Genomic DNA, 22,334 nt, shown 5'->3' on the forward strand with positions numbered 1-22,334 from the left:
CGCGACCTCAACCTTGGCAAGGTTGCGCTCTACCAACTGAGCTATTCCCGCGCGGGCGGCCGATAATTATGGCGTCTGGAGCGGGAAACGAGTCTCGAACTCGCGACCTCAACCTTGGCAAGGTTGCGCTCTACCAACTGAGCTATTCCCGCATTTCAGTTTTGCTTTGCAAATTGCAAGGCAAAGAAGCCGCTATTATAAATATTTTCAAATTTTTGTCAATAGATGTGGCGGGAAAATTTTAGCGGATTTCCTGCCAGGCCATTTTCAAATAATAAAACATTGACCAGATGGTGAGTACGGATGCGGCAAACATCAGTATGTTGCCGATTACCAGCAGGTCGAGGCCGTGGAAATCGTCCAAACCCGCCAAGAGGCATACGATGGCCGCCATTTGGGCCGCTGTTTTCAGCTTGCCTATGGTGGCCACGGCCACGCTGCCGCGCTTGCCCATTTGGGCCATCCATTCGCGCAAAGCGGAAATGGTGATTTCGCGGCCTATGATGATGATTGCAAACAAGGCCAGCGTGCGGTCGAGTTTGACCAAAAGTATCAAAGCTACGGCCACCATCAGCTTGTCTGCAACCGGATCAAGAAAAGCGCCGAAATCGGAGGTTTGTTTCCACAGGCGTGCCAAGAAGCCGTCAAACCAGTCGGTTATGGCGGCGATGATGAAAACCAGCGCGGCAAGCCAATTGATGCTTTGTTGGCTTACCCAGCTGTGGGGCAGGTAAAACAAGGCGGTAAAAACGGGGATGAGCAGGATGCGCATCCAGGTGAGGAAGATGGGAATGTTCCACGGCATAAGTCAAGCTTTCGGGCGTATGGTTTTCAGACAGGCTTTGCTGTTGGGAAAATAATGCCTGTCTGAAAATGTTTTCCGCATTATAACGGAAGCAAGTAATTTATTGGGAAACGTATATAAACAGAAGGTTTCCTGATTAAGGGCGGTTTGCCGCCGTGGCTCTTTGCCTGTCCGGCGGCAAGCGGGCGGGTGAAAAATCGGCTATAATAAACGCTGTTTATTTCGTATTGATTTATTTGGTAAATTGACCAAATCAATATCAAATTATTCCCCAAATTCTTTGAAAGTAAAGAATCATTCATTATGACCGACCAGCAAAGAGAAGAATACGGCGCAGACAGCATCCAGGTTTTGGAAGGCTTGGAAGCGGTACGCAAACGCCCGGGTATGTACATCGGCGATACGCAAGACGGTTCCGGCCTCCACCATATGGTGTTCGAGGTGTTGGATAACGCCATCGACGAAGCGCTTGCAGGCCATTGCGACAAAATCACCGTTACCGTCCATGCCGACAATTCAGTCAGTATTGAGGACAACGGCCGCGGCATGCCTACCGGCATCCATCCGAAAGAAGGCCGCTCCGCGGCCGAAGTGATCATGACCGTGCTGCATGCGGGCGGTAAGTTCGACAACAACAGCTATAAAATTTCCGGAGGCCTGCACGGCGTGGGCGTTTCGGTTGTCAATGCGCTTTCCGACTGGGTAACGCTTACCATCTTCCGCGACGGCAAAGAGCATTTCGTCAGGTTTGTACACGGCGAGGCGGAAGAGCCATTGAAAGAAGTAGGCAAGTCCGACAGAAAAGGCACTGCCGTACGTTTTCTGGCCAGCGTGTCCACTTTCGGAGAAATCGAATACAGTTTCGATATTTTGGCCAAGCGCATCCGCGAACTGTCTTTTTTGAACAACGGCGTCGACATCGAGCTGACCGATGAGCGCGACGGAAAGCACGAAAGCTTTGCGTTTTCCGGCGGCGTTGCCGGTTTTGTGCAGTATATGAACCGGAAAAAAACGCCTTTGCACGAAAAAATCTTTTTTGCCTCCGGCGAGAAAGACGGGATGGGCGTGGAAGTGGCGATGCAGTGGAACGACAGCTACCAAGAATCCGTGCAGTGTTTCACCAACAATATCCCCCAGCGCGACGGCGGTACGCATCTGACCGCGCTGCGCCAAGTGATGACGCGCACCATCAACGCTTATATCGAAGCCAACGAAGTGGCGAAAAAGGCCAAAGTCGATACCAGCGGCGACGATATGCGCGAGGGTTTGACCTGTGTGTTGTCGGTGAAACTGCCCGACCCGAAGTTTTCTTCGCAAACCAAAGACAAGCTGGTTTCCAGCGAAATCGGCCCGGTGGTGAACGAAGTGATAAGCCAGGCCTTGGGCGAGTTTTTGGAAGAAAATCCGACCGAGGCCAAAATCATCACCGGCAAAATCGTCGATGCCGCGCGCGCGCGCGAAGCGGCACGCAAAGCGCGCGAGATTACGCGCCGCAAAGGCGTGATGGACGGTTTGGGCCTGCCCGGCAAACTGGCCGACTGCCAGGAAAAAGACCCGGCTTTGTCCGAATTGTATCTGGTCGAGGGCGACTCCGCCGGCGGCTCGGCCAAACAAGGGCGCGACCGCAAATTCCAAGCGATTCTGCCGCTCAAAGGCAAGATTTTGAACGTGGAAAAAGCGCGTTTCGAAAAAATGCTCGCCAGCCAGGAAGTGGCCACGCTGATTACCGCGCTGGGCGCGGGCATAGGCAAGGAAGAATTCAATCCCGAAAAACTGCGCTACCACCGCATTATCATCATGACCGATGCCGATGTGGACGGCGCGCACATCCGCACGCTGCTCTTAACCTTCTTCTACCGCCAAATGCCCGAACTGGTGGAGCGCGGTTATGTGTATATCGCCCAGCCGCCGCTTTACAAAGCCAAACACGGCAAGCAGGAGCGCTATCTGAAAGACGAATCCGAGAAAGACCAATTCCTGCTCGGTCTGGCGGTGGATAAGGCCAAAATCGTATCCGGCGGCCGCGTTATCGAAGGCGAGGAATTGGAAAAGGCCGCCAAGCAGTTTTTACTGGCCAAGGCCGTGGTTGCGCAGGAGGGCCGCATTATCGACGATTTGGTGCTGCGCGCCATGCTGTATGCCGAACCGGTGGATTTGTCGACAGAAGAGGGCGCCGATAAAGCGGTGGCGGCATTGTCTGCGCTCTTGGATGAAAAAGAAGTGGCTTTGGAACGCGTCAGCGGCCATGAGGGCGGGCAGTTTGTCAAAATCACCCGCAAGCTGCACGGTAATGTGGTGGTCAGCTATATCGAGCCTAAATTCTTAAGCAGCAAAGCATACCAAACGCTCAGCCAAACCGCATCGCAGCTTGGCGGCTTGGTGGGCAAAGGCGCCAAACTTTATAAAGGCGAAGCCGAGTATGATGTGGACGGCTTAGAAGAAGCTTTGGATATTTTGTTGCAAGGTGCGCAAAAAGGCATGAGCATCCAGCGCTACAAAGGCCTGGGCGAAATGAATCCGGAGCAGCTGTGGGAAACCACCATGGATCCGGCCGTGCGCCGTTTGCTGAAAGTGCGGATTGAAGACGCGATTGCGGCGGACGAGGTATTCGTTACCCTGATGGGCGACGAAGTGGAGCCGCGCCGCGCCTTTATCGAAAACAATGCTTTGGTTGCGCAGAATATAGACGTGTAGCCCGCCGGTGTTGCAAATGCCTGTCTGAAATGTTTTCAGACAGGCATTTTTGTTTCTTCTTTAACACATAGGGGAAGCATGCTTATTTTTTGCGGTTGCGCACGGAGGTATGCTGGAGGAAAGTAATCTGTTTGGCGTGGCGGGCACGCTTGGCGGCTTGAAAAATCGCTTGTCTTCTTCGATGTTGCATTCGAAATCCTTTCTTTAAATTTAATATTTATTCTCATTTGAAATTTCATCATAGAGCCGGACCGGTATAAAAGAAAGCGGTTTTACATGAAACGGCTTTTGTAAGCTTTCTATGACGATAAGTTAAGGCCACAGCCAAGCCCATACCCGGCGCCCTTCGCTTTGCAGAACCATAAAAGTGCGGCAGGCGGCGGCGGTGGTCATGGTTTCCAATCCGATGCCTTGCGCGGCAAGCCCCGCCGCAATTTTCGGATGGAGAAAGTGGTGCGTTGCGCCGGTGCCCACCAATATCACTTCGGGAAGAGGCGCGGCGCCGAACCGGGACGAAAAAGATTCTGCATCGAGCGCTTGTGCGGAAGGTTCGGTTACGGGAAAAACGCCTTCTTCGGTAAGACAGATTGGCGCCGTGTGGTAGCTGCCGTTGATTTCTATACCGTTTGCATTGCAAGCGGTGATGGAGAAGGTGTTGTGCGGGAGGTTTTCTTCTATCTGCATGGTGTTTCTTCCTTGGTTTTTCAAACGAAATCGGGTAGCATTGCCCTTTTGTTTGTTGAGTTTATGCCGGTGTTTCCCGAAAAGGCCGCGCCGGAAGGCGGGCTGTTGCGGGGAAGCGGCACTATCGTAATCATAGCTGCGAAACGGAATATTTTCTAATCGTTGTGGGAAAGTATCCGGTTTGCAGCTTAAATTAGGAATCCGGGCTTGGTAAGGAGACAGGATGAAGCCAGTGAATGTCGGTGTTTTGGGTTTGGGAACCGTAGGCAAGGGTACGGTGGACGTATTGGGCCGCAATGCGGAGGAAATCCGCCGCCGCTTGGGCCGCAATGTGAACGTGTTTATGGTGGCCACCCGCAATGCAGAGAACGCACGCCGTTTCTGCCCGAAAGAAACATTGATTACGGCCGATCCGTTCGAAGTGGCTAGGCATCCTGAGGTGGATGTGGTGGTGGAGCTGTTCGGCGGCACCGAAATCGCCAAAGACTTGGTGTTGGAGGCAATCGGCTGCGGGAAACACGTCGTGACGGCCAATAAAAAATTGCTGGCCGAGTACGGCAACGAAATATTTGCCAAAGCCGAAGAGAAAAACGTGATGGTGCAGTTCGAGGCGGCGGTGGCCGGCGGCATTCCGATTATCAAAGCACTGCGCGAAGGGCTGGCTGCCAACAACATCCGCAGCATCGCCGGCATCATCAACGGCACCAGCAATTTCATTCTTTCCGAGATGCGCGAGAAAGGCAGCGCATTTGCCGATGTGCTGAAAGCGGCTCAGGAAATGGGTTATGCCGAAGCCGATCCCACTTTCGACATCGAAGGCCACGATGCCGGCCATAAGATTACCATTATGTCGGCCCTGGCTTTCGGCACGCCGGTAAATTTCGCCGCCTGCTATCTCGAAGGCATAGGCAAATTGGAAAGCCGGGATATCAAATATGCCGAAGAATTGGGCTACCGCATCAAGCTTTTGGGCATCACACGCAAAACCGAAAAAGGCATCGAGCTGCGCGTGCACCCCACGCTGATTCCGGAGGTGCGCCTGATTGCCAATGTAAACGGCGTGATGAATGCCGTACGCGTGGAAGCGGATATGGTTGGAGAAACCCTGTATTACGGCGCCGGCGCCGGTTCGTTGCCCACCGCCAGCGCGGTAGTGGCCGACATTATCGATGTCTGCCGCCTGATTAGCGCCGATACGGGCAACAGGGTGCCGCCGCTGGCCTTTCAGCACGGGCAGGTCAAAGCACTGCCGGTTCTGCCGATGGACGAAATCACCAGCAGCTATTACCTGCGCGTGCAGGCCGACGACGAGCCGGGCGTACTGGCGCAAATTACCCGGCTTCTGGCCGATGCCGGCGTGTCTATCGAAGCGCTGATTCAAAAAGGCGTTATCGACCAATCTATAGCCGAAATCGTCATCCTCACCCACAGCACGGTGGAAAAGCAGATAAAAGCCGCGATTGCCGGCATCGAAGCTTTGCCCTGTGTGCGCGGCAAGCTGATCATGATACGGATGGAGAGCATGCATGGCCGGAACACCTGATATGCCCGGAAGCGGGGAGGAGGGCGAAGCCGCCCGTCAAGCCGCATTGGAAAAAGGCAAGGCCAAAATCCGCACCATCCGCATCTGGCTCTGGGTGGTGGCCTTATTGTTTGCCGGATTTTTCTTTTTGTCCCAATGCGCCATGTCCAAACCGAAAGCCAAAGCCGCCATTATCGAATCGTGCATGAAAAACGTACCGTTCACCGATAAATGGCAGGCGGATTTGAAACAGCGGGGGCTGGAAAGGCAATCGGAGGCATTGGTACAAGACTATTGCGTATGCATGTGGGATGCGCCGCTGGAAAAACTGACCGACAAGCAAATCCGCTCCATGAGCAACATAGACGCACAAGCCCAGCTGGAATTGTTGGGCGGTGCACAAGCGTTCAACCGGCGCGACGCACAATGCATCGCCGGTTTGAAATAGGCAGCGCCAGCCTTTGGTATTTTCTTATTTGGTTCCACTCTGCACATAGGCAGGCATATCTTAAAATATAGCGGACAAACTTATTTTTCGAAACCAAGGCGGCAAGCTGCGGACATGGCTGTTAACAAGCTTTGCGCAGCAGGGCAGTATCGGACATTAAGCGGATTTGCCATATTGAAGCAATCCGTCATATACCGCTGCAAGGAGGCTGTTTTATGAAAACGCGGCAGATTTATTGTGCAGGCGGCGATGTATTCCTGCCGCCGGCCGGGCGCGGCAAGCTGTTTGCAAAAATGAAGGAATTGGCCTCAACCCTTTCAGACAGGCATTGCCGTTTCGAGCTGCTGATTCCTACGGATAACGAAATCAGCCTGTCGCACGGCATGGCCGCAGACGCCAAGCGCGCCGATGCGCTCAAAATCCGCCTTGCCAACGAAGCCATGATTGCGCGCTGCGACGCCGTCATTGCCAACCTCTCACCGTTTCGCGGCGCCGAACCGGATTGCGGCACGGCCTACGAATGCGGCTTTGCCCGCGCCTTGGGCAAAACCGTGCTGGTCTATACCGACAACCGGGCGGAGCAAACCGAAAAATACGCCGGCTTCGATTTCGGACAGGCCGCTCCCGACGGCCGCTTTGCCTACACCGAAATAGAAGACTTCTCTTTGCCGTTCAACCTGATGCTGTATGACGGAACGTCCCCCATCTTCGGCAGCTTCGCCCAAGCGATCGAACATTACGCCGCACAATGCCTGTCTGAAAGCTGAATAAGCAGACCAAGCGGCAGGATGGTACCGGCCGTCTTATCCCGCAGATATGGTGTATCACACTGCCACGGTATCCATGCTAAATATGGTCAAAACCTTTGTTGCTGCTGTAACGCCCGCCTGAAAGCACTTTGAAACCGTTTTGCTTGGCCAGAGAGTTAAACAACTGTTCGGTTGCTTTAATGGCTTGACCGCATTCAGGCCAAAGCCTGTCTGAAAGCTTTCAGACAGGCCTTGGTATAACTTAGATAATATTCGGATTCAGGATCTCCTCGTATTTGCCGAACTCGGGGAAGTGGATCACTTTATCTTTTTGGGAGTAATGTTCTGTTTTTTCATACCTTTTATTGGTGATGAAATCTTCTTTTAAAACATAACACTCGTCGGAGTCATCTCTAAAGTAATAAGCCTCTCCCATTGCTAAATCATGAGATTCCGGGCTGGTATATTCCCGCCAAACAGCCATGGAGAGAAAATATCGCTCTGAATCTGAACGCTTTTGGAAATGATGGGTAAGATAACCTCTTCCGTACCTGTCAAAAAAATCAACAGCAACAAAGTTACTTTTTTTATCCATAAAGATTACATAAGTTGGTTTATGGGCGGATTTACCAATCATTACAGCGTAATAGTTGTTATTGTTATGACGTTTTTCAGCTTCTTCTGCAGATATGATGGTTTCTGGTCCTTGGTAGTGCCCTCCCCAACTCCAGTTTTCAGCGTAAAAAATCTGCATGTCTTGAGTAATCATTGATAAACCTTTCCTGTATGGTCTCGGATAGTGACATTGTTTTCACGGGCAGCTTTTAAAACAGATGCAGGGATTGAGTGTATTTGAGTAGGCACTTCCAAAAATACCTTTCCACGTAATTGTTGATTTCGCAACGGTAAGGGTGTGCTAGGAACGTTGGCTATCTTGATTCCCGGCTGATATTTAGTGGCGGCTTCGCGAATATAACTAATAGCTGTATTTTCCTGAATTTGGGCAAGCTGGGTAAATTTTCTGGAAACAATTTCCCTAGTAAACGGATTATACGAATCTACTCTAGAATATCCGCTAGGAGACGTACGATTAGTCACATAAATCTCATTATACGGATATTTACTGCTCATAATTTTGTTAAACTCCGTACCGTTCGCCATTTTCACCCGATAAATCGGCTGGGCAGACAGCCCCCTCTGCGCCCGCAGATTATCATAATAACGTTGGTAAAGCTGCACATCCCGCTGCCCCCATGGCGAATTGGGCATCCTCATGACGGCGATGCCGTTAAACTGCGGTTCGATTTTTTGAATTTGGCTGGTAAGCAGACGGATGCGCAGCATGGCGTATTTGTGCTCGGATTGCTGCCTCGCTGTCCAGCGGAGATTGGTTTTGGCGTCCGTTCGAGAATAATTTTTCTATTCAAGGTATTAAGTGCATTTATTTTTAGGATCGTCCAACCATCTTTGTGTTTTTTTGGATATTGTGCGATTTAAAAGGAAATCTTTTTCCATATCTTGTTTATTTACTATTTCTATTACGTCTTGTTTCAAATTGATTCTTCCATACAAAACATTTTTTTCATAATAGCAAACTTCGGAGGCGATACCTTTGCTGGGGATATATGAGAAATAGACATTATCTTCTTTTTTATAGAAATCATTAACTAGAGAAAATAATATTTCACTTTGTTGCATATTCTTGGCTTTACTATTTTTGACTAAAATGTAATTAGCAGGCCAGCCTTTATCATATACAAATTCAAATTGATAATTTTCGTATCTATCAATATCTAAATTGGCATTGTTAAGTAAAAAGTAAATAATGGATATAGGAATTACAAAGAGTATCAATAATTTGTATTTAGTGAACCACATTGACATCTCCTTTGAATTTGATCTCAAAAGGAATGCCTTTTCCAGGGCTCCCTATAATTGTTTCAGTATTCCGATAAAATACCTTGTAATCATTTTTGACTTTGCCTGAAAACTTATGCATTTCAAAATCATATTGCTCAGGAGATAATCGATATTTTCCATCAACACCTCTAATTACGGAAACATGACCATGAACTGCCCAGCGAGAAAAATTAGAATAAGGAATTCTGCCAACAGTAAATGTTTCCTGCCGATTTGAGGGGTTCGGTTTCCAAGTTGAATTTTTATCGACATAAACATTCCATCCCTGAACATTAACTTCAAGTGTCAACTTAGGATCGGTATTTATCCTATAAATATGATCAGCCAATTCTTTGGTTAAAAGAATTTCTCCTTTACTGATTTTGTTGGCTATCTTTCCAATATCCGTGCCATATTGCTTTTTAATCTCCTCCAATCTTCTCTCGTCTGGCGTTAAGCCGTCCAAGCGATTCAAGCTGTTATTCACCACGGCCACCTGAGCGGCATTGGCGGCGGCATCGACGTCGCCGTTGTTCAGTGCGGCGACGCTGCCGGCGATGATTTTCGAATAGCTGAGGATTTTGTGCCGTTCGGCGGGAGTGAGATTGTTGGGGTTGCGGCCGTCTACCATCGCGTCGCCGACGATTTCGCCCACGGCCGCGCCGATGGCGCCGTCGGTGCATTGGCCTTTGTTGGCCGATGCGGCGGCGCAGCCGGCTACGGCATGGGCGATTTTGTGGGCGATGTAGTGGTTGTCCAGGCCTTTGATTCGGGCTGAGGTTTCCATATGGCCGTGTTGCACCAGGGCGTTGAGTATGCCTCGCTCCAGGCTTTCCTGCAGGCTGCCGCCGTTGAGGGCGGTATCGGCCATGGCGGTGGCTGTGCCGGTGGCGAGGTTGGTGGTGAGCCGGTCGGCCCAGCTTTTGTTGTAGTTGTTCCACTCTGCGGCGGCGCCGAGTTTGTCGGCGATGCCGGCGGTAACGGCGGCGGAGACCATGGTTTTGACGGTGTCGCTGCGGCCGAGCTCTTTCAGGGTTTTGCCGATGTTGCCTTTGTTGTTGATGAGGGAAACGGCGGCTTTGCTGTTGAGGGCGGCCAGTGCGGCGGTGCCCATGGAGGAGGCGAGGGTGGTGCCGCCGGCGACGGTGGTGCCCGTTGCGGTGGCGGTGGTGCCTGCGCCGGCGGCCAGGCCGCTGCCGGCGCCGTAGGTGAGGGCGGTGACGATGATGGTGATGATGGCGGCACCGGCGCCGGTGAGGCCTTCGGCTTCATAGTCCCATTGGTCGTAGGCGAGGTTGACTTGTTTCCAGTCGACGTTTTTGTTGGTGCGCAGCTGTTTCAGATAGGCATGTTCGGGTTTTCGGGCGAGCTTTTCGATTTCGGTTTTGAGATTGCCTTTGGGCATGTGGGCGATATAGCCGCCGGGTGCGGTCAGCTTGGGCGCGGCGGGGCCTTCGAAGCGGGGCAGTTTGAGGGTTTCGACGGTGCTGCCTTTGCCGGCGGTTGTCTGCCAAATGACGGAGTTGCTCTCTTTTTGCTCTTCGCTGCGTACGCGTTCGACGATGCCTTTGAGGATGATTTTGGCGTTTTTCCTTGCTTTGGCGCCGACGCCGGCCTGAATGTCGGCACCGGAGAGGGTGGTTTGGAACTCGGTGCCTTCGAGCACGGTGTCCCAGCCGGATCGGGTGTCGGCATTTTGGGCGATCACGCGTACGGGGAGCTTGGTTTCGTCCAGCTCGTTTTTGCTGTATTGGCTGCGGTTGATTTTGATGCCGAGGAAGCGGCGGGTTTTTTCAACCTCCTGCCGGTGTGAGTGGATGCCTTCGGTGGCCAGCAGGTTGAGCGCTTCGCCTGCGGTCAGCCGTACTTTGCCCTGCGGGGCGTTGAAGCGGGTGGTGTCCGCATTGATGTTGCCGCCGGCCTCCAGCCTGATGCCGTTGCCCGCGCTCAATTCTGAGGGCGCAGGGTAGATCAGGTGGTCGCGGGTGCTGGTGAATTGGGTTTTGCGGATGAGTTTGCCGCTTCTGCTTTTGGTTTTGAGAAAGGTATAGGCATCGTTCAATCCGGCGGCCAGGGCGATGTCGCTGTAGGCTTTGACTTGGATGCCGCCAGCGGGTGCCTTGAGCTCGGAAGCGCCGATGACGACCCGTGCGTGTTCGTGTTCCGCGGCGGCGTGGATGTCTATGCCTTCGTTGCCGGTCAGCCTTGAGGGTTTGTTGAGCGCGGCTTTGTCGTAATGGCTTTTGTAGGTGGGTTTGCCGATTTCATAGCGGTCGACGGCGCCGTCGACAAAGATTGCGGCCTGGTCGGAACCTGCCGGACGGGGCAGCAAACCGGCGGCATGCAGGGTCAGCTTTTTACCGGCGTTGATGTCGGTGGCGCTGATGTCTATGCCTTGGGCGGCCAGGAGCCGTACATTGCGCCCGTTCAATACGGTTTGCGTGTATTCGCGGCCTTTGGGCATTTTTTCTTTGACGGTTTTATTGATGGCGTTGATGTAGAAATCCAGCCGCTCCTGCTCGCTTCTGAGCGTGGGAATCAGGCTGTTTTGGGGATTGGCGGCCTGCAGGGCGGCAATTTGGTTTTCCAACTCCTGCTTTTTGGCGCTGAGGTCGGCTGCTTTTTGGACGGGCAGGTATTTGCTGAAGGTATTCTCCACGCCTTCGATATTGAGGCTGCCTTTGGTAGCGGCCAAGGTCAAATCTCCTCCTGCGCCAATACGGGCGCCTTTGATGTCTGCTTCGCCGGCAATCAGGTTGAGGTTGCGCTTGGCCGAGAGGGCGGCCATCCGCGCCGAAGCGACGCCGGCTTGGCCGCCTTTGCCGGCCAGAACCAGCCTGCCGCCGGTTTTGACGGTCAGGTCGGTGTGGGCGGCGACGCGGTTGGCAGGCTCGAAGGTCATGGTGCCGCTGCCGGCCTCAATGTGTATTTTGCCCGCCAGCGGTTTTAAGTCGGCGATGTTTTCCATGGTTTTGGTGGGCACGGTGCTCCAATTGATATTGCCGCGTTTGATCAGGGCCGTGCCTGCGGTCAGGTTGATCGCACCGGCGCGCAGCGTGGTGTTGTCGGCAATTTGGGAATAGCGCGAATTCAGCGACAATACGCCGTTGGCCACCAGCTTGTTGGTGCCGGACGATTTGTCGTTTTGCCAGATCTGGCCGCTGTGTTTGCCTTGGGCGGTCAGGCTCATATGGCGGTGTGCGTAAGCGTCGACCTGATTGAGCGTGATGCGTTCGTTTTGCGCATTCAGCTGCATGTTGTGGGCGGACTCGAGCTTGGCGTTATCCAAACCGAGCGCCCGGTCGGAATGGACGGACAAAGCGCCGTTTCGGGCATGAACGTCCAGATTGCGCAAAACGGCATTGGCCCCTTTGTTTTGGATGGTGACATGATTGCCGCGGATGCTGCTGCGCGCCTGCGCGGTACCGGCTTCCATGCCGCCGCCGGCAAGCAGATGAATGTCGCCGCCTTCCGCCTTAAAATCGGCTTGCTCCGCCCTGAAGAATCCTTTGCCCACGGAGCCGGCATAGATGTCTTTGCCGCTGAGCGAGGTTTGCCCCTTCAATTCGGTATTGCCTTCAGACAGGAGTGAAACATAACCGGCGGCATGGGCGGAGAGGCTGTTTCCCCCAATATGTCCGGGATGGGACGCCACTTCCAAATTGCCGCCGGCATCCAGCCGGGTATGGCCGCCCAAGCGCACATCGCCTTTGCCGGCATACAGGCCCAAGTTGCCGCCTGCTTTCAGGTTGGTTTTGTCGGTGGTAATGCTGCCGGCCTCGATATGGAAGTTGCCGCCCGCCGCCAGCGTTTTGGGGGAAGGGGCGGTAAGCGATGCCGCTTCGCCCGCTTTGATACTGATGTTTTTGGCGGAGGCCGGTCCGGCGGAGTCGGCGGCGACGGTTAGGTTTTTACCCGCATGCAGGTAAACCTGTCCGGCGCGCTGATAGGGAGCCAGACCGGTTTTAAGGTTGCCCTCGGCCACCACCGCAATCGGCTTGGCCGCATTCAGGCTGCCGCCGATATGGACGTCTGCCGGGGTTGCTGGTGCCTCGGCCGAAGGGCGGAACGCACCGGCCTCAAGACGGATGCCGCCTTTCTCCGAGCGGAAACTGCCTTGGCTGCTGATTTTTTGGCCGGATACCATCGTGATGTCGTCTTGCGCCGTAATTTGAACGTTTTTGCCCAACGCCGCCCCGCCTCCGCTGCTGCCGTATAGCGAAGCGCCGGTTTTTATCTTTGCCGCATCGAGCACCATCCTGCCTTGGGCCGCGAGATCGACCGGGCCTTTAAGGTTGTTGACCCCGGCGCCGCTCTGCGCAACCAGATTGCGTCCGGCATTCAAAATCACTCCCGAAGGCTGCGTACCGTCTTGATGCACTGCCGCGCCGTTGCGCAAACCGATGTCTTCAACCGTGTCGACCACGATCAAACCCTTGGCTTCAATACGCCCGCCGTCGGAGATGATGGCGCCTGCCGGGCCTTTCTGCGTGGTCTCCAAACCCAGATAAGTCGGCGTTTCGGGCGTACTGTCGCGCGTGGTGCGGATGGTGCCGCTGTTTTCAAGCCGGCCGGAAGAAGTGAGCACCAACCGGTCAGCAGCCTGCAGCGTACCCGCATTTTTAACCCCGACACCCTGTTCGTTGGCCAACAAAAAAATACTGCCGGCATACATGCCGCCCAAAGCCGCCGTGTCCAGCGCCAGTACGGGCTTCGCTCCTTCGGGCGTACCCGCCGCGATTTCGCCGCTTTCGTAATCCGTTTTCTGCGGCCCGGTCGATACCGACAGCCGGTTCGCCTGCAGTTTGCCCTGCAATTGCGCCGTGCGGCTGAGAATTTCCGTATAGTCCGCCCCGCCGGAGCCCCGGTCGTCCCAGCCTTTTCCTCCGACCACCACGCTGCCGCGCCGTACGTCAAAGCCTTGCAGCTTGCCGTCTTTCACCATCGGGCTGCCCGTGGTCAATATGCCGCGCCCGACATTTTTAAAACCGCCCCATTCACTTGAATGCCGGCCGGATTGGCAATAATCACATCCGCTCTGGCGCCCTCGACCTTGACTATTCCTTCCAGTTTGCTCGGATTATGGGAGCGGATTTCGTTCAAAATCAAACGCGCCGCACCTTTGCCCAAATAAGGATTGCCCGTTCTGCTGTTGTTCAGCACCGCGCCTTTGGCATCGACGTCAAACCGGATGTAGCGGTTGTGGCTTAAGCCCGAAGCGGAGGGCGTTTGGATGAGGATATTGGGAGAGCCGTCGGGATTTTTTAACACCACCGGCCGCTGGTTTGCCGGCGCCTTGCCGTCTGCCGCTACCTGCGCCGCCGCGGCCAGAGGGTTGAGGGTGAGCGCCAAAGCCGCGAGGGCCCATATTGCCGAGCGAAAAGAAGCGGCCGCACCGCCTGCGCAGGAGCCGGAATTTTTACCGCCCCGAGGCGTATGCTCCGCGACAACGGTCATGCATTGGCGGCGGCGGTTGAAGATGATTTTGTGGAGACGGCGGTTCATGGCTTGGTCTTTGATTGTGAAAAAAAGTTAGAGTGAATTAAATAGGGTAAGTTCAGGGGAGGTGGAAAATATGCGGAAAAGGTTGGGAGAAAATTAAAACGGCCATAGGCTTTTTATGGAAATACCTGTCTGAAAGTTATGGAAATGCCTGTCTGAAAGGCTTTCAGACAGGCATGGGCGTATACCGAAGCTGCTTGCGGTTTGCATGTAAGCGGGTATTCCGGCTGTATGCCGGGGATGGTTCAGACAGGCATCAAGCCATATCGGAATCGGCTGCGCCTCCGGTGGCGGGTGGTGGGCATAGGGGTATTTTTGCTTTTATTCCTCTGTAAAAACGCGGTTGCCGTTGTCATGCCTGCCGGGGAGCATCGGTTCATTCTTCCGGCTTCCGAGAAGCGTCTTCAGGCGGGCCGTCGCGGTGTGCCTGCATGCGGCCTTTGAAATCGGCCAGGCTGATGTGGAGGTTTTCGATGCATGGCTGCATGATTTGGTCTATGGTTTTGGCCAGATAGTCGGTTTCGGAGGCCGGTCCCGTGCTGCGGTAGACGAAGTATTTGAACAGATCGCTGATGATGATGTGCTCCGCATTGGTTTTCAGTACCCAGCCGTGGCGGCCTTGGAAGGTGTAGCCGTAGCGTACGAGTTGTTCGAGCAGGTCGCCCAGTTCGTCGTAACCCATATTGATATGTTGGCGGAATTGCTGGACTTTCATCACTCGGCCGCTTTGTTGTGCTTCGTCGAGCAGCAGCAGGATTTTCAATACGTCATCGAAACGGCCGTGCGCATCGAGCCGGCGGCGGAAGGCTTCGCCGCGCCAGTAAGAAAAGGTGGAGGTGAGCACGGCGCCGCTGATGACGACCATCCACAAGGCATGCAGCCACACCAGAAATACGGGGATGGCGGCAAAGGCGCCGTAAATCAGCTGATAGCTGTTGAAACGGCTGATATAGAGCTTGAAGCCCCAGCGCAGGATTTCCAGCAGCACGGCGGTGATGAGCGCTCCGGCGAAAGCATGTTTGGCGGGAACGAAGCGGTTGGGCACGAGGCGGTAGAGCAGCCACAGGGCCACGGTGGAGAAGAGCAGCGACGTCACTGCGGCGAGTGTTTCCGACAGCAAAGGAAACGCTGTCTCCAAGCCGCTTTGTTTGAGCAGCAGCCCCCAAACCAGCAGGCTTACTCCCACCGCCAAGGGGCCGAAGGTGAGCAGCGCCCAATAAAGGAGAAACTGCATCCACAGCGGGCGCGGGTTTTTTACCTGCCAGATGCGGTTGAACGTTTGATCTATGGTTTGCACCAAGAGCAGCGAGGTTACGCCGAGCATGATGATGCCGATGGCGGTGAGGTTGCTGGCCTTGGCTTTGAATTCGTTCAGATAATCCATCACGGCATCGGCGCCTTGCGGCACGATGGTCATATTGATGAAGCGCACGAATTCCCCCGACACTTCGCTGAACATGGGAAATGCGGATATCACGACCAAGGCCACGGTCAGCACGGGCACCAAGGCCAAAAGCGAGGTGAAGGTGAGGCTGCCGGCGGTTTGCGGCACGCGCAAACCGTTGAACCGCTGCCAGAGGAAAAGGGTGAAACCGAACCAGCGGGAGCGCCGCCATTCTTGCAAACGGGAGGATTTCAGCATAATCTGTATCTTATGTCGGCGCCGCGCGCGGATTTCAACAAACTTCATTCTAACGGAAAACTCCCAAATGAGCCAAAAAGCCTTGAGCATCCTTGTTTTGTATTATTCCCGGCACGGCAGCACCGCCAATCTCGCGCAACAGATTGCGCGCGGCGCACAGAGCGTGGAGGGCTGCGAAGCCGTCGTGCGCACGGTGCCGGAAATATCGGCCGTGTGCGAAGCGGTGGAATCCGATATTCCCGAAGAAGGCGCGCCCTATTGCACGGCGGAAGAGCTGAAAAACTGCGCCGCGCTGGCTTTGGGCAGCCCCACGCGTTTCGGCAATATGGCCGCCGCATTGAAATATTTTATCGACGGCACCGTTCCGCAATGGATCTCCGGCGATTTGATCGGCAAACCGGCCACGGTGTTCACCAGCACCGCCAGCCAGCACGGCGGCCAAGAAACCACGTTGGCCAGCATGATGCTGCCGCTGCTGCACCACGGTATGCTGGTATGCGGGGTTCCTTTCAGCGAAGCTGCGCTCAACCGGACCCAAACCGGCGGCACGCCCTACGGCGCCTCGCACGTGGCCGGCAGCGAGGGCAGGACGCAATTGAGCGCTGACGAGCGGCAGGTGGCGTTTGAACAAGGTAAACGCCTGGCGCAGCTGGCGCTGAAACTGGCGGGTTGAGCGGCTGTTTTTGCCGGCGGCAGATTCAGACAGGCATGCCTTTCAGGCATGAAAATCTTGATTTGTAGTAATATAATGGTGGCGGTTTGCAAGAAATAACAGTATGATTTTCCACGGCCGGCAGCGATAAACAACAGCCGGCGTCCGGTTTTGGGCCTGTCTGAATTTTTTCGGAACAAGCCGCCGCGCGCCATTCCGTTTTCAGCCATTAACCGGAAACGGCATGGAAGCGGAAGCCGGAAATGCAAATAAAATATAAATGATTTACCAGAGATAGGATACGCCTCATGTCTTCACAAGCTCCTCAAAACAATACGCCCGCGCTGGCGGTATTGACTTCTCTCTTCTTTATGATGGGCGCCATCACGTCATTAAACGACGTGCTGATTCCCCATTTGAAAAATGCGTTCAGCCTCAATTACACGCAGGCCATGTTGGTGAATATGGTGTTTTTCGGCGCTTATGCGCTGATGTCGATTCCCATGGGCAAGCTGGTGGAAAAGCTGGGTTATAAAAACGGCGTTATCGGCGGCTTCCTGATTGCCGCGGTGGGCTGCCTGCTGTTTTATCCTGCGGCCTCCAGCCTTTCTTATCCGGTTTTCCTCGGCGCATTATTCATCCTCGCTTCCGGTATCACGCTTTTGCAGGTGGCGGGCAACCCCTACGTAACCCTGCTTGCCAAGCCCGGCAAGGAATCGGCCACGCTGACCCTGGTGCAGGCGTTCAACTCCGTAGGCACCACCGTCGCCCCGCCCTTGGGGGGCCTGCTGATTTTGGCGGAGGCCTCGCAGCACATGAGTGCGGCGCAGGAAGCGCAATCGGTGCAAATTCCTTATTTGGGTTTGGCCGGCGTGCTGATTTTGTTGGCGGCGGCGGTGAAGCTTATCCGCCTGCCCGATGCCCAAGCCATTGCGGAGGCCGAAACCGAGCACAACCACGACGGCAAAACCAGCGTGTGGCAATACAAACATATGGTTTTGGGCGCCTTGGGCATTTTCTGCTATGTGGGCGCGGAAGTGGCCATCGGCAGCCTGTTGATTAACGTGATGGAGTCTGCCGCCGGCGTAACCCACCTGCAAGGTTCGCGTTGGATTGCCTTTTATTGGGGCGGTGCGATGGTCGGCCGCTTTTTGGGCTCCGCCGTGATGAGCCGCGTTGCGCCGAACAAATATTTGATGTTCAACGCCATTATGGCCGTGATTCTGATTTCCACCGCCATTTTGTCCGGCGGCAAAGTGGCGATGTTCGCCCTCTTGGCCGTGGGCTTTTTCAATTCGATTATGTTTCCCACTATTTTTTCCCTGGCCACCAAAGGTTTGGGCAAATTTACCGGCGCGGCCTCCGGCATTATCTGTACCGCCATTGTGGGCGGCGCGATTGTGCCTTTTATCCAAGGCTTGGCAATCGACGGCCTGTCCGGCGGCATGGGCGCGGCGCCCGCGCTGATGGCGTCGTTTGCATTGCCGGTATTGTGCTATCTCTATATCCTGTTTTTTGCGGCCAAAGGTCATAAAGCGGATTGATTCCGCTTTAAGCAACAAACAATGCCTGTCTGAAAAAAGTTTTCAGACAGGCATTGTTTGCGGTGGCAAGATTGAAGCCAAAACAAAACGGCTTGAATCGCTTCGAAGCCGTTTTGGATGTTTGGTCGGAATGAGAGGATTCGAACCTCCGACCCCTTCGTCCCGAACGAAGTGCGCTACCGGGCTGCGCTACATTCCGAAAACTCCGCATTTTAGATAGCACGTGTTTGCTTGTCAAGCCAAAGCTTGGCAGGGCGGTGCTTTATGCGGCATGGAGTACGAAAATGGCCGGCCGCTTTTGCAGGTTCGGCAGCGTATCCAGTTTGCGCCAGTCGGCTATCGTTTTGCTGACGATGGTTTGTGCGGGCAGTGTCAAATCGCAGGCGGTGCAAAAACGGGTGGCCAGATGCAGCGCTGCAACCGCATCGGCAAGCATGGCGTTGTTGCGGTAGGGCGTTTCGATGAAAATTTGGGTTTCGTTATGCTTGCGGGAGTGTTGCTCCAGCGCTTTCAGCGCAGTAATCCGCCCGTTTTTTTCGGCCGGCAGATAGCCTTTGAAAGCGAAGCTCTGCCCGTTGGCACCGGAGGCCATCAATGCCAAAAGCAGGCTGGACGGGCCGGTGAGCGGGCGGACTTCAAAACCGCAGGCATGGGCCAGCGCCACCAGCGCTGCACCCGGGTCGGCCACGGCAGGACAGCCTGCCTCGCTCATCAGGCCCATGCTGCGCCCTTCGTGCAGGGGTTGGAGCAATGCGGGCAGATCTGAGGGAGGGGTATGTTCGTTGAGCGTTTGCAGGTTGAGGCTGCGGACGGGTGTGTTGATGCCCAAATGCTTCAAATGGGCGCGTGCGGTTTTTTCGGCTTCCACCACAAAATCGGTGAGTCCGGCAATGTGTTTCTGCTCTTGCGGCAGCAGGCAGGGTGTGTCCGGAGTACCCAACGGCGTGGGAATGAGGTATAAAACGGGCGGCATTTCTGGCTCCTGGGTGATGGAGATTCCAAATATAAGGGCTGTGCAAGGCCGGTTTGCCGGCTTAAGCTTCGGAGCCGGGAAGGAACGGGCGGGATTCCGGCTCTGCGCAGCTTCCTGCCGTTTTGAAACAAAATATATAGTCGACGAACACAGAACGAGACAAGGCGCAGCAGGGCCGTATCGTTCTTAATTTTAAATGACTATACAATGCCTGTCTGAAAAAACTTACAACACGGCAACACCTTCGGCAGCCAGAAAATCAACCAGCCTGAATATCGGCAGGCCGATTAAGGCATTAGGATCGCTGCTGTCGATACGTTCGAGCAGAGCCGCGCCCAGCCCTTCGCTCTTGGCGCCTCCGGCGCAATAAACGGCATCGGGTTCGCGGGAGAGGTAGGCGTCGATTTGCTCCGCCGACAGGCTGCGCATGGTGACCGTAGTGGTATCGACATGGTGTTGAAGCCTGCCGGTGGCGGAATTGAGCAGACACAGGGCGCTGTAAAACACGATGCGTTGCCCGCTCAAGCCGGCCAGCATCCGCCGCGCCGCCGCCATGTTCATCGGCTTGCCGATCTGGCGGCCGCACCAAGCGACTTGATCGGCACCGATAATCAGGGCTTGCGGAAAAGCCGGGGCCAAAGAGCGGGCCTTGCCGACGGCGAGCCTTAATGCGGTGGCATCCGCGGCCTCCCCGGGCGCGGGGGTTTCATCGAAATTTGGCGCTGCGGTTTGGAAAGCAAGCCCCAAGCGCGCAAGCTGCTGTTTGCGGAAAACGGAGCCGGAGCCTAATATGAGCGGTAAATCGGTGTTCATATTGTTAAAAACGTTGACGTTACACCTTTAAAATTATATCATACCCAGTTTATGTCTGACCTGAATTTGATTGTCCCTGAGGTTTTCGCCGCCGAAAAGCAGGTGCTGGAAGGTGCGGTGAAGCTTGGCAGTTTGGATGAACGCGTTTCTTCAAACGAATATTTGGCCGACCGCGGCGCCGATGTGTTTTTTACGCTCAAAGGCGGGCAAGACCGGTTGGGCCGCCCGTTTTTGGATTTGGGCCTGAAGGCGGATTTGCTTCTGGTGTGCCAGAGGTGTTTGAAACCGATGCCTTTTGCATTGCGCGAAATGAGCCGAATCGTGCTGTTTTCCAACGAAGAAAGCTTGGATAAGGCGATGCTGGCCGATGATGAGTTGGAAGGCATGCTTTCGGAGCCGGAATTGGATGTCGGGGTGTTGGTTGAAGATCAAATTTTAATGGCGTTGCCGTTTTCGCCGCGCCATGAGCATTGCGACAATGCGCAATTGGACGCTGCCAGCCGGGACAAATCCAATCCGTTTGCCGCTTTGGCCGGTCTGAAAGGCAGCAGCTGACAGGTTTTGCTGTTTTATTTAAATTTTTAGGAGCTTGAAATGGCCGTTCAACAAAACAAAAAATCTCCCTCTAAACGCGGTATGCACCGCTCTCATGATGCATTGACCGCACCGGCGCTGTCGGTGGATAGCGCCACCGGCGAAGTGCACCGCCCGCACCATATCTCCCCCAACGGTATGTACCGCGGCCGTAAAGTGGTCAAAGCCAAAGACGAATAAGCGTTCGGATTTTTCGAGCGGATTATGAGGAAGCCAGCAGATTGCGATGCAAAGCAAATCACTGGCTTTTCGTGTTTTGCAGTTTATATAGCCATTTAACACAGAACGATACGGCCTTGCTGCACCTTGCCGTACTGTCTGCGGCTTGCTGCCTTGCCCCGTTCTGTGTTAGTCGACTATAACTATAAATTTTATAAGGAAAACGTCATAAATAAACTTTTGATGTCCATTGTTGGGTGCCGGCTTATCCGCATGTACCAGCGTAAAAGTGACTCCGGTTTCAGACAGGCCCAATTCGGGCGCGGATATGGACAACATCTGTATTGTGGAGAATCCGGATGTTGTCGTTTCCGATTTTGTGCCGGTTTTGGAAAAGCGCCTTAACCATCATGGAATAGCTACGCGGGTGGTCAAAGAAAGAAAGGAAGATTGCCGGTATTTCTTGGAATATTCTGCCAAGCAATCATGGGATATGGTGCGGTATCTTTCTTGGGCGGAGCTGAAAATATATGAACGGCAAAATTTGGTAGGCTCGGCAGAGTATAAGTTGAGGGGGAAGGGCGGTAGAGACAAAAATGAATCCGGTTGTTGATCGATTGATCGGCAGGCCGGCGCCGCCTTCAAAAAGCGGCGGGCCAAAATAAGCGTTGCTGCCCCGGTTTTTCTGCCGCAACGGTAAGCCGGCGGGTGTGCGGTTTGAAAACCTGCGGCGTTTCGGTGCGGTAAATGCCTTTTCTGCCGGAAACGAGCCGTTTGGCGAAATGCCGGGGTTTCTTGGTTTTTTGGCAAACTGTTTCGGTTTTGCCGATTTCAAACGGCCCAGCCGGAAATGCCTGTCTGAAAAATACCGCCGGATAATATACGCAATATGCGGTGCGCCTTGCCGTGCTATCCATACTTCGGGTGGCCTGCCGCCTTGTTTTTTAGCTTAATTTTATCCGACTATGCCATGGCCGGATTGCTTTGTGTTTAGACACGGCGGTTTGCGGATAGATGGCAGTAAAGGGCATCGTTTTATCATTATCGTGTTTAATAAAGCCGGTTTCGGTTGCTGGCAAAGCATACAGGCATTACAAATCATGACTCAGAAAATTTGGTATACCTATGACGATATCCATCGCGTATTGAAAGGATTGGCGGCGAAAGTCGAAGCCGGCGGAATCAAGTATGACGCGATGGTGGCGATTGGCGGAGGCGGTTTTATCCCGGCGCGTATTTTACGTTGTTTTCTGAATATTCCGATTTATGCCGTAACCACCGCTTATTACGACAGCGAACACGAAGACCGTGTCACCGACAGTGTAAAAAAAATCCAATGGCTGGATCCTTTGCCGGAGAGTTTGAAGGGCAGAAATATTCTGGTGGTCGACGAGGTGGACGACAGCCGCGTTACCATGGAATTCGTGCTCAAGGAATTGGCCGGCCTTGAATTGGGCACCATAGGGGTGGCGGTATTGCACGAGAAGAAAAAGGCAAAAAAAGGCAGCCTGCCCGAGGGTATTCCTTATTACAGCGGTATCGTGGTGGATGACTGGTGGATTAATTATCCTTGGGACGCCGAAGATATCGACGAGCACAACCGTTTGGCTGCGGGATAAAGCGGGCCGTTAAGTAAAGATAGTATGCCTGTCTG

Annotated in this window: 19 protein-coding genes, 2 tRNA genes and 1 pseudogene; 10 read left to right on the top strand and 12 right to left on the bottom strand. The window is 54.1% G+C overall.

The window, feature by feature from the left end; all coding sequences use genetic code 11:
• Positions 1-76 precede the first annotated feature (76 nt).
• Together Q4C79_RS07515 and pgsA are read right to left on the bottom strand one after the other, a co-directional pair.
• Positions 77-152, bottom strand: a tRNA-Gly gene (locus tag Q4C79_RS07515).
• 89 nt (positions 153-241) lie between these two features.
• Complete coding sequence (gene pgsA / locus Q4C79_RS07520) at positions 242-805, bottom strand: CDP-diacylglycerol--glycerol-3-phosphate 3-phosphatidyltransferase (protein ID WP_303090406.1); 564 nt, start codon at positions 803-805, stop codon at positions 242-244.
• Positions 806-1,108: 303 nt separating this feature from the next.
• Here pgsA and gyrB point away from each other — a divergent pair, with 303 nt between their 5' ends.
• Positions 1,109-3,499: a DNA topoisomerase (ATP-hydrolyzing) subunit B gene (gene gyrB / locus Q4C79_RS07525; RefSeq protein WP_303090407.1), complete on the top strand. Its 2,391-nt coding sequence runs from the start codon at positions 1,109-1,111 to the stop codon at positions 3,497-3,499.
• 312 nt (positions 3,500-3,811) lie between these two features.
• Here gyrB and Q4C79_RS07530 read toward each other — a convergent pair whose 3' ends face one another.
• Positions 3,812-4,183: an Mth938-like domain-containing protein gene (locus tag Q4C79_RS07530; RefSeq protein ID WP_303090408.1), complete on the bottom strand. Its 372-nt coding sequence runs from the start codon at positions 4,181-4,183 to the stop codon at positions 3,812-3,814.
• A gap of 223 nt (positions 4,184-4,406) precedes the next feature.
• On the opposite strand from Q4C79_RS07530, the gene Q4C79_RS07535 reads away from it, so the two are divergent.
• The 3 genes from Q4C79_RS07535 to Q4C79_RS07545 all read left to right on the top strand — a co-directional run bounded on the left by Q4C79_RS07535 (position 4,407) and on the right by Q4C79_RS07545 (position 6,920).
• On the top strand, positions 4,407-5,726 hold the full coding sequence (locus Q4C79_RS07535; RefSeq protein WP_303090409.1) for a homoserine dehydrogenase: 1,320 nt from the start codon (positions 4,407-4,409) through the stop codon (positions 5,724-5,726).
• Between the two features lies 1 nt (position 5,727).
• Positions 5,728-6,153 (top strand): hypothetical protein, encoded by a 426-nt coding sequence (locus Q4C79_RS07540; RefSeq protein ID WP_303090432.1) that lies wholly within the window; start codon positions 5,728-5,730, stop codon positions 6,151-6,153.
• Positions 6,154-6,368: 215 nt separating this feature from the next.
• Positions 6,369-6,920: a nucleoside 2-deoxyribosyltransferase gene (locus Q4C79_RS07545; protein ID WP_303090410.1), complete on the top strand. Its 552-nt coding sequence runs from the start codon at positions 6,369-6,371 to the stop codon at positions 6,918-6,920.
• Between the two features lie 244 nt (positions 6,921-7,164).
• Here Q4C79_RS07545 and Q4C79_RS07550 read toward each other — a convergent pair whose 3' ends face one another.
• The 6 genes and pseudogenes from Q4C79_RS07550 to Q4C79_RS07570 form a co-directional block, all read right to left on the bottom strand.
• The gene (locus tag Q4C79_RS07550) at positions 7,165-7,671 is read right to left on the bottom strand and encodes a hypothetical protein (protein ID WP_303090411.1); all 507 of its coding nucleotides are present in this window, start codon (positions 7,669-7,671) and stop codon (positions 7,165-7,167) included.
• Complete coding sequence (locus Q4C79_RS07555; protein WP_303090412.1) at positions 7,668-8,246, bottom strand: hypothetical protein; 579 nt, start codon at positions 8,244-8,246, stop codon at positions 7,668-7,670. The genes Q4C79_RS07550 and Q4C79_RS07555 overlap by 4 nt, the downstream gene beginning before the upstream one ends.
• 87 nt (positions 8,247-8,333) lie before the next feature.
• Positions 8,334-8,780, bottom strand: a complete 447-nt coding sequence (locus tag Q4C79_RS07560; RefSeq protein ID WP_303090413.1) for a hypothetical protein — start codon at positions 8,778-8,780, stop codon at positions 8,334-8,336.
• Complete coding sequence (locus Q4C79_RS07565) at positions 8,767-13,059, bottom strand: DUF637 domain-containing protein (protein ID WP_368492222.1); 4,293 nt, start codon at positions 13,057-13,059, stop codon at positions 8,767-8,769. Before Q4C79_RS07565 ends, Q4C79_RS07560 begins: the two co-directional genes overlap by 14 nt.
• 363 nt (positions 13,060-13,422) lie before the next feature.
• Positions 13,423-14,306: pseudogene (locus Q4C79_RS13210) on the bottom strand (filamentous hemagglutinin N-terminal domain-containing protein); the annotation flags it as partial.
• A 373-nt stretch (positions 14,307-14,679) separates the two neighbouring features.
• Positions 14,680-15,945: a YihY family inner membrane protein gene (locus Q4C79_RS07570; protein WP_303090414.1), complete on the bottom strand. Its 1,266-nt coding sequence runs from the start codon at positions 15,943-15,945 to the stop codon at positions 14,680-14,682.
• A gap of 67 nt (positions 15,946-16,012) precedes the next feature.
• Between Q4C79_RS07570 and wrbA the strand changes: the two genes are divergently transcribed.
• Together wrbA and Q4C79_RS07580 are read left to right on the top strand one after the other, a co-directional pair.
• Entirely contained in the window at positions 16,013-16,618 is a 606-nt protein-coding gene (gene wrbA, locus Q4C79_RS07575) for an NAD(P)H:quinone oxidoreductase (RefSeq protein WP_303090415.1), read from the top strand.
• 287 nt (positions 16,619-16,905) lie between these two features.
• Positions 16,906-18,141 carry a sugar MFS transporter gene (locus tag Q4C79_RS07580; RefSeq protein ID WP_303090416.1) on the top strand — a complete coding sequence of 412 codons (1,236 nt, stop codon included), beginning with the start codon at positions 16,906-16,908 and terminating at the stop codon, positions 18,139-18,141.
• A 122-nt stretch (positions 18,142-18,263) separates the two neighbouring features.
• On the opposite strand, the gene Q4C79_RS07585 is transcribed toward Q4C79_RS07580, so the two are convergent.
• The 3 genes from Q4C79_RS07585 to Q4C79_RS07595 form a co-directional block, all read right to left on the bottom strand.
• A tRNA-Pro gene (locus Q4C79_RS07585) sits at positions 18,264-18,340 on the bottom strand.
• Positions 18,341-18,403: 63 nt separating this feature from the next.
• The gene (locus Q4C79_RS07590; RefSeq protein WP_303090417.1) at positions 18,404-19,114 is read right to left on the bottom strand and encodes an SAM-dependent methyltransferase; all 711 of its coding nucleotides are present in this window, start codon (positions 19,112-19,114) and stop codon (positions 18,404-18,406) included.
• Positions 19,115-19,339: 225 nt separating this feature from the next.
• Complete coding sequence (locus tag Q4C79_RS07595) at positions 19,340-19,927, bottom strand: nucleoside triphosphate pyrophosphatase (protein ID WP_303090418.1); 588 nt, start codon at positions 19,925-19,927, stop codon at positions 19,340-19,342.
• 51 nt (positions 19,928-19,978) lie between these two features.
• On the opposite strand from Q4C79_RS07595, the gene Q4C79_RS07600 reads away from it, so the two are divergent.
• From Q4C79_RS07600 to Q4C79_RS07615, 4 genes are all read left to right on the top strand, one after another.
• On the top strand, positions 19,979-20,482 hold the full coding sequence (locus Q4C79_RS07600) for a DUF177 domain-containing protein (protein ID WP_303090419.1): 504 nt from the start codon (positions 19,979-19,981) through the stop codon (positions 20,480-20,482).
• A gap of 39 nt (positions 20,483-20,521) precedes the next feature.
• Entirely contained in the window at positions 20,522-20,701 is a 180-nt protein-coding gene (gene rpmF / locus Q4C79_RS07605; protein ID WP_009118910.1) for a 50S ribosomal protein L32, read from the top strand.
• 268 nt (positions 20,702-20,969) lie between these two features.
• On the top strand, positions 20,970-21,293 hold the full coding sequence (locus Q4C79_RS13215; protein WP_368492220.1) for a hypothetical protein: 324 nt from the start codon (positions 20,970-20,972) through the stop codon (positions 21,291-21,293).
• 487 nt (positions 21,294-21,780) lie between these two features.
• Positions 21,781-22,299 carry a phosphoribosyltransferase gene (locus Q4C79_RS07615; protein WP_303090421.1) on the top strand — a complete coding sequence of 173 codons (519 nt, stop codon included), beginning with the start codon at positions 21,781-21,783 and terminating at the stop codon, positions 22,297-22,299.
• The last annotated feature ends 35 nt before the right edge of the window (positions 22,300-22,334 follow it).

Source organism: Neisseria sp. (assembly GCF_030523955.1).
GTDB lineage: Bacteria > Pseudomonadota > Gammaproteobacteria > Burkholderiales > Neisseriaceae > Neisseria.

Excerpts from the sequence above, each read along its gene's own strand:
- pgsA (WP_303090406.1), bottom strand. The coding sequence starts at position 805 with ATGCCGTGGAACATTCCCATCTTCCTCACCTGGATGCGCATCCTGCTC.
- gyrB (WP_303090407.1), top strand. The coding sequence starts at position 1,109 with ATGACCGACCAGCAAAGAGAAGAATACGGCGCAGACAGCATCCAGGTT.
- Q4C79_RS07530 (WP_303090408.1), bottom strand. The coding sequence starts at position 4,183 with ATGCAGATAGAAGAAAACCTCCCGCACAACACCTTCTCCATCACCGCT.
- Q4C79_RS07535 (WP_303090409.1), top strand. The coding sequence starts at position 4,407 with ATGAAGCCAGTGAATGTCGGTGTTTTGGGTTTGGGAACCGTAGGCAAG.
- Q4C79_RS07540 (WP_303090432.1), top strand. The coding sequence starts at position 5,728 with ATGCCCGGAAGCGGGGAGGAGGGCGAAGCCGCCCGTCAAGCCGCATTG.
- Q4C79_RS07545 (WP_303090410.1), top strand. The coding sequence starts at position 6,369 with ATGAAAACGCGGCAGATTTATTGTGCAGGCGGCGATGTATTCCTGCCG.
- Q4C79_RS07550 (WP_303090411.1), bottom strand. The coding sequence starts at position 7,671 with ATGATTACTCAAGACATGCAGATTTTTTACGCTGAAAACTGGAGTTGG.
- Q4C79_RS07555 (WP_303090412.1), bottom strand. The coding sequence starts at position 8,246 with ATGCTGCGCATCCGTCTGCTTACCAGCCAAATTCAAAAAATCGAACCG.
- Q4C79_RS07560 (WP_303090413.1), bottom strand. The coding sequence starts at position 8,780 with ATGTGGTTCACTAAATACAAATTATTGATACTCTTTGTAATTCCTATA.
- Q4C79_RS07565 (WP_368492222.1), bottom strand. The coding sequence starts at position 13,059 with ATGGTGCTCGATGCGGCAAAGATAAAAACCGGCGCTTCGCTATACGGC.
- Q4C79_RS07570 (WP_303090414.1), bottom strand. The coding sequence starts at position 15,945 with ATGCTGAAATCCTCCCGTTTGCAAGAATGGCGGCGCTCCCGCTGGTTC.
- wrbA (WP_303090415.1), top strand. The coding sequence starts at position 16,013 with ATGAGCCAAAAAGCCTTGAGCATCCTTGTTTTGTATTATTCCCGGCAC.
- Q4C79_RS07580 (WP_303090416.1), top strand. The coding sequence starts at position 16,906 with ATGTCTTCACAAGCTCCTCAAAACAATACGCCCGCGCTGGCGGTATTG.
- Q4C79_RS07590 (WP_303090417.1), bottom strand. The coding sequence starts at position 19,114 with ATGCCGCCCGTTTTATACCTCATTCCCACGCCGTTGGGTACTCCGGAC.
- Q4C79_RS07595 (WP_303090418.1), bottom strand. The coding sequence starts at position 19,927 with ATGAACACCGATTTACCGCTCATATTAGGCTCCGGCTCCGTTTTCCGC.
- Q4C79_RS07600 (WP_303090419.1), top strand. The coding sequence starts at position 19,979 with ATGTCTGACCTGAATTTGATTGTCCCTGAGGTTTTCGCCGCCGAAAAG.
- rpmF (WP_009118910.1), top strand. The coding sequence starts at position 20,522 with ATGGCCGTTCAACAAAACAAAAAATCTCCCTCTAAACGCGGTATGCAC.
- Q4C79_RS07615 (WP_303090421.1), top strand. The coding sequence starts at position 21,781 with ATGACTCAGAAAATTTGGTATACCTATGACGATATCCATCGCGTATTG.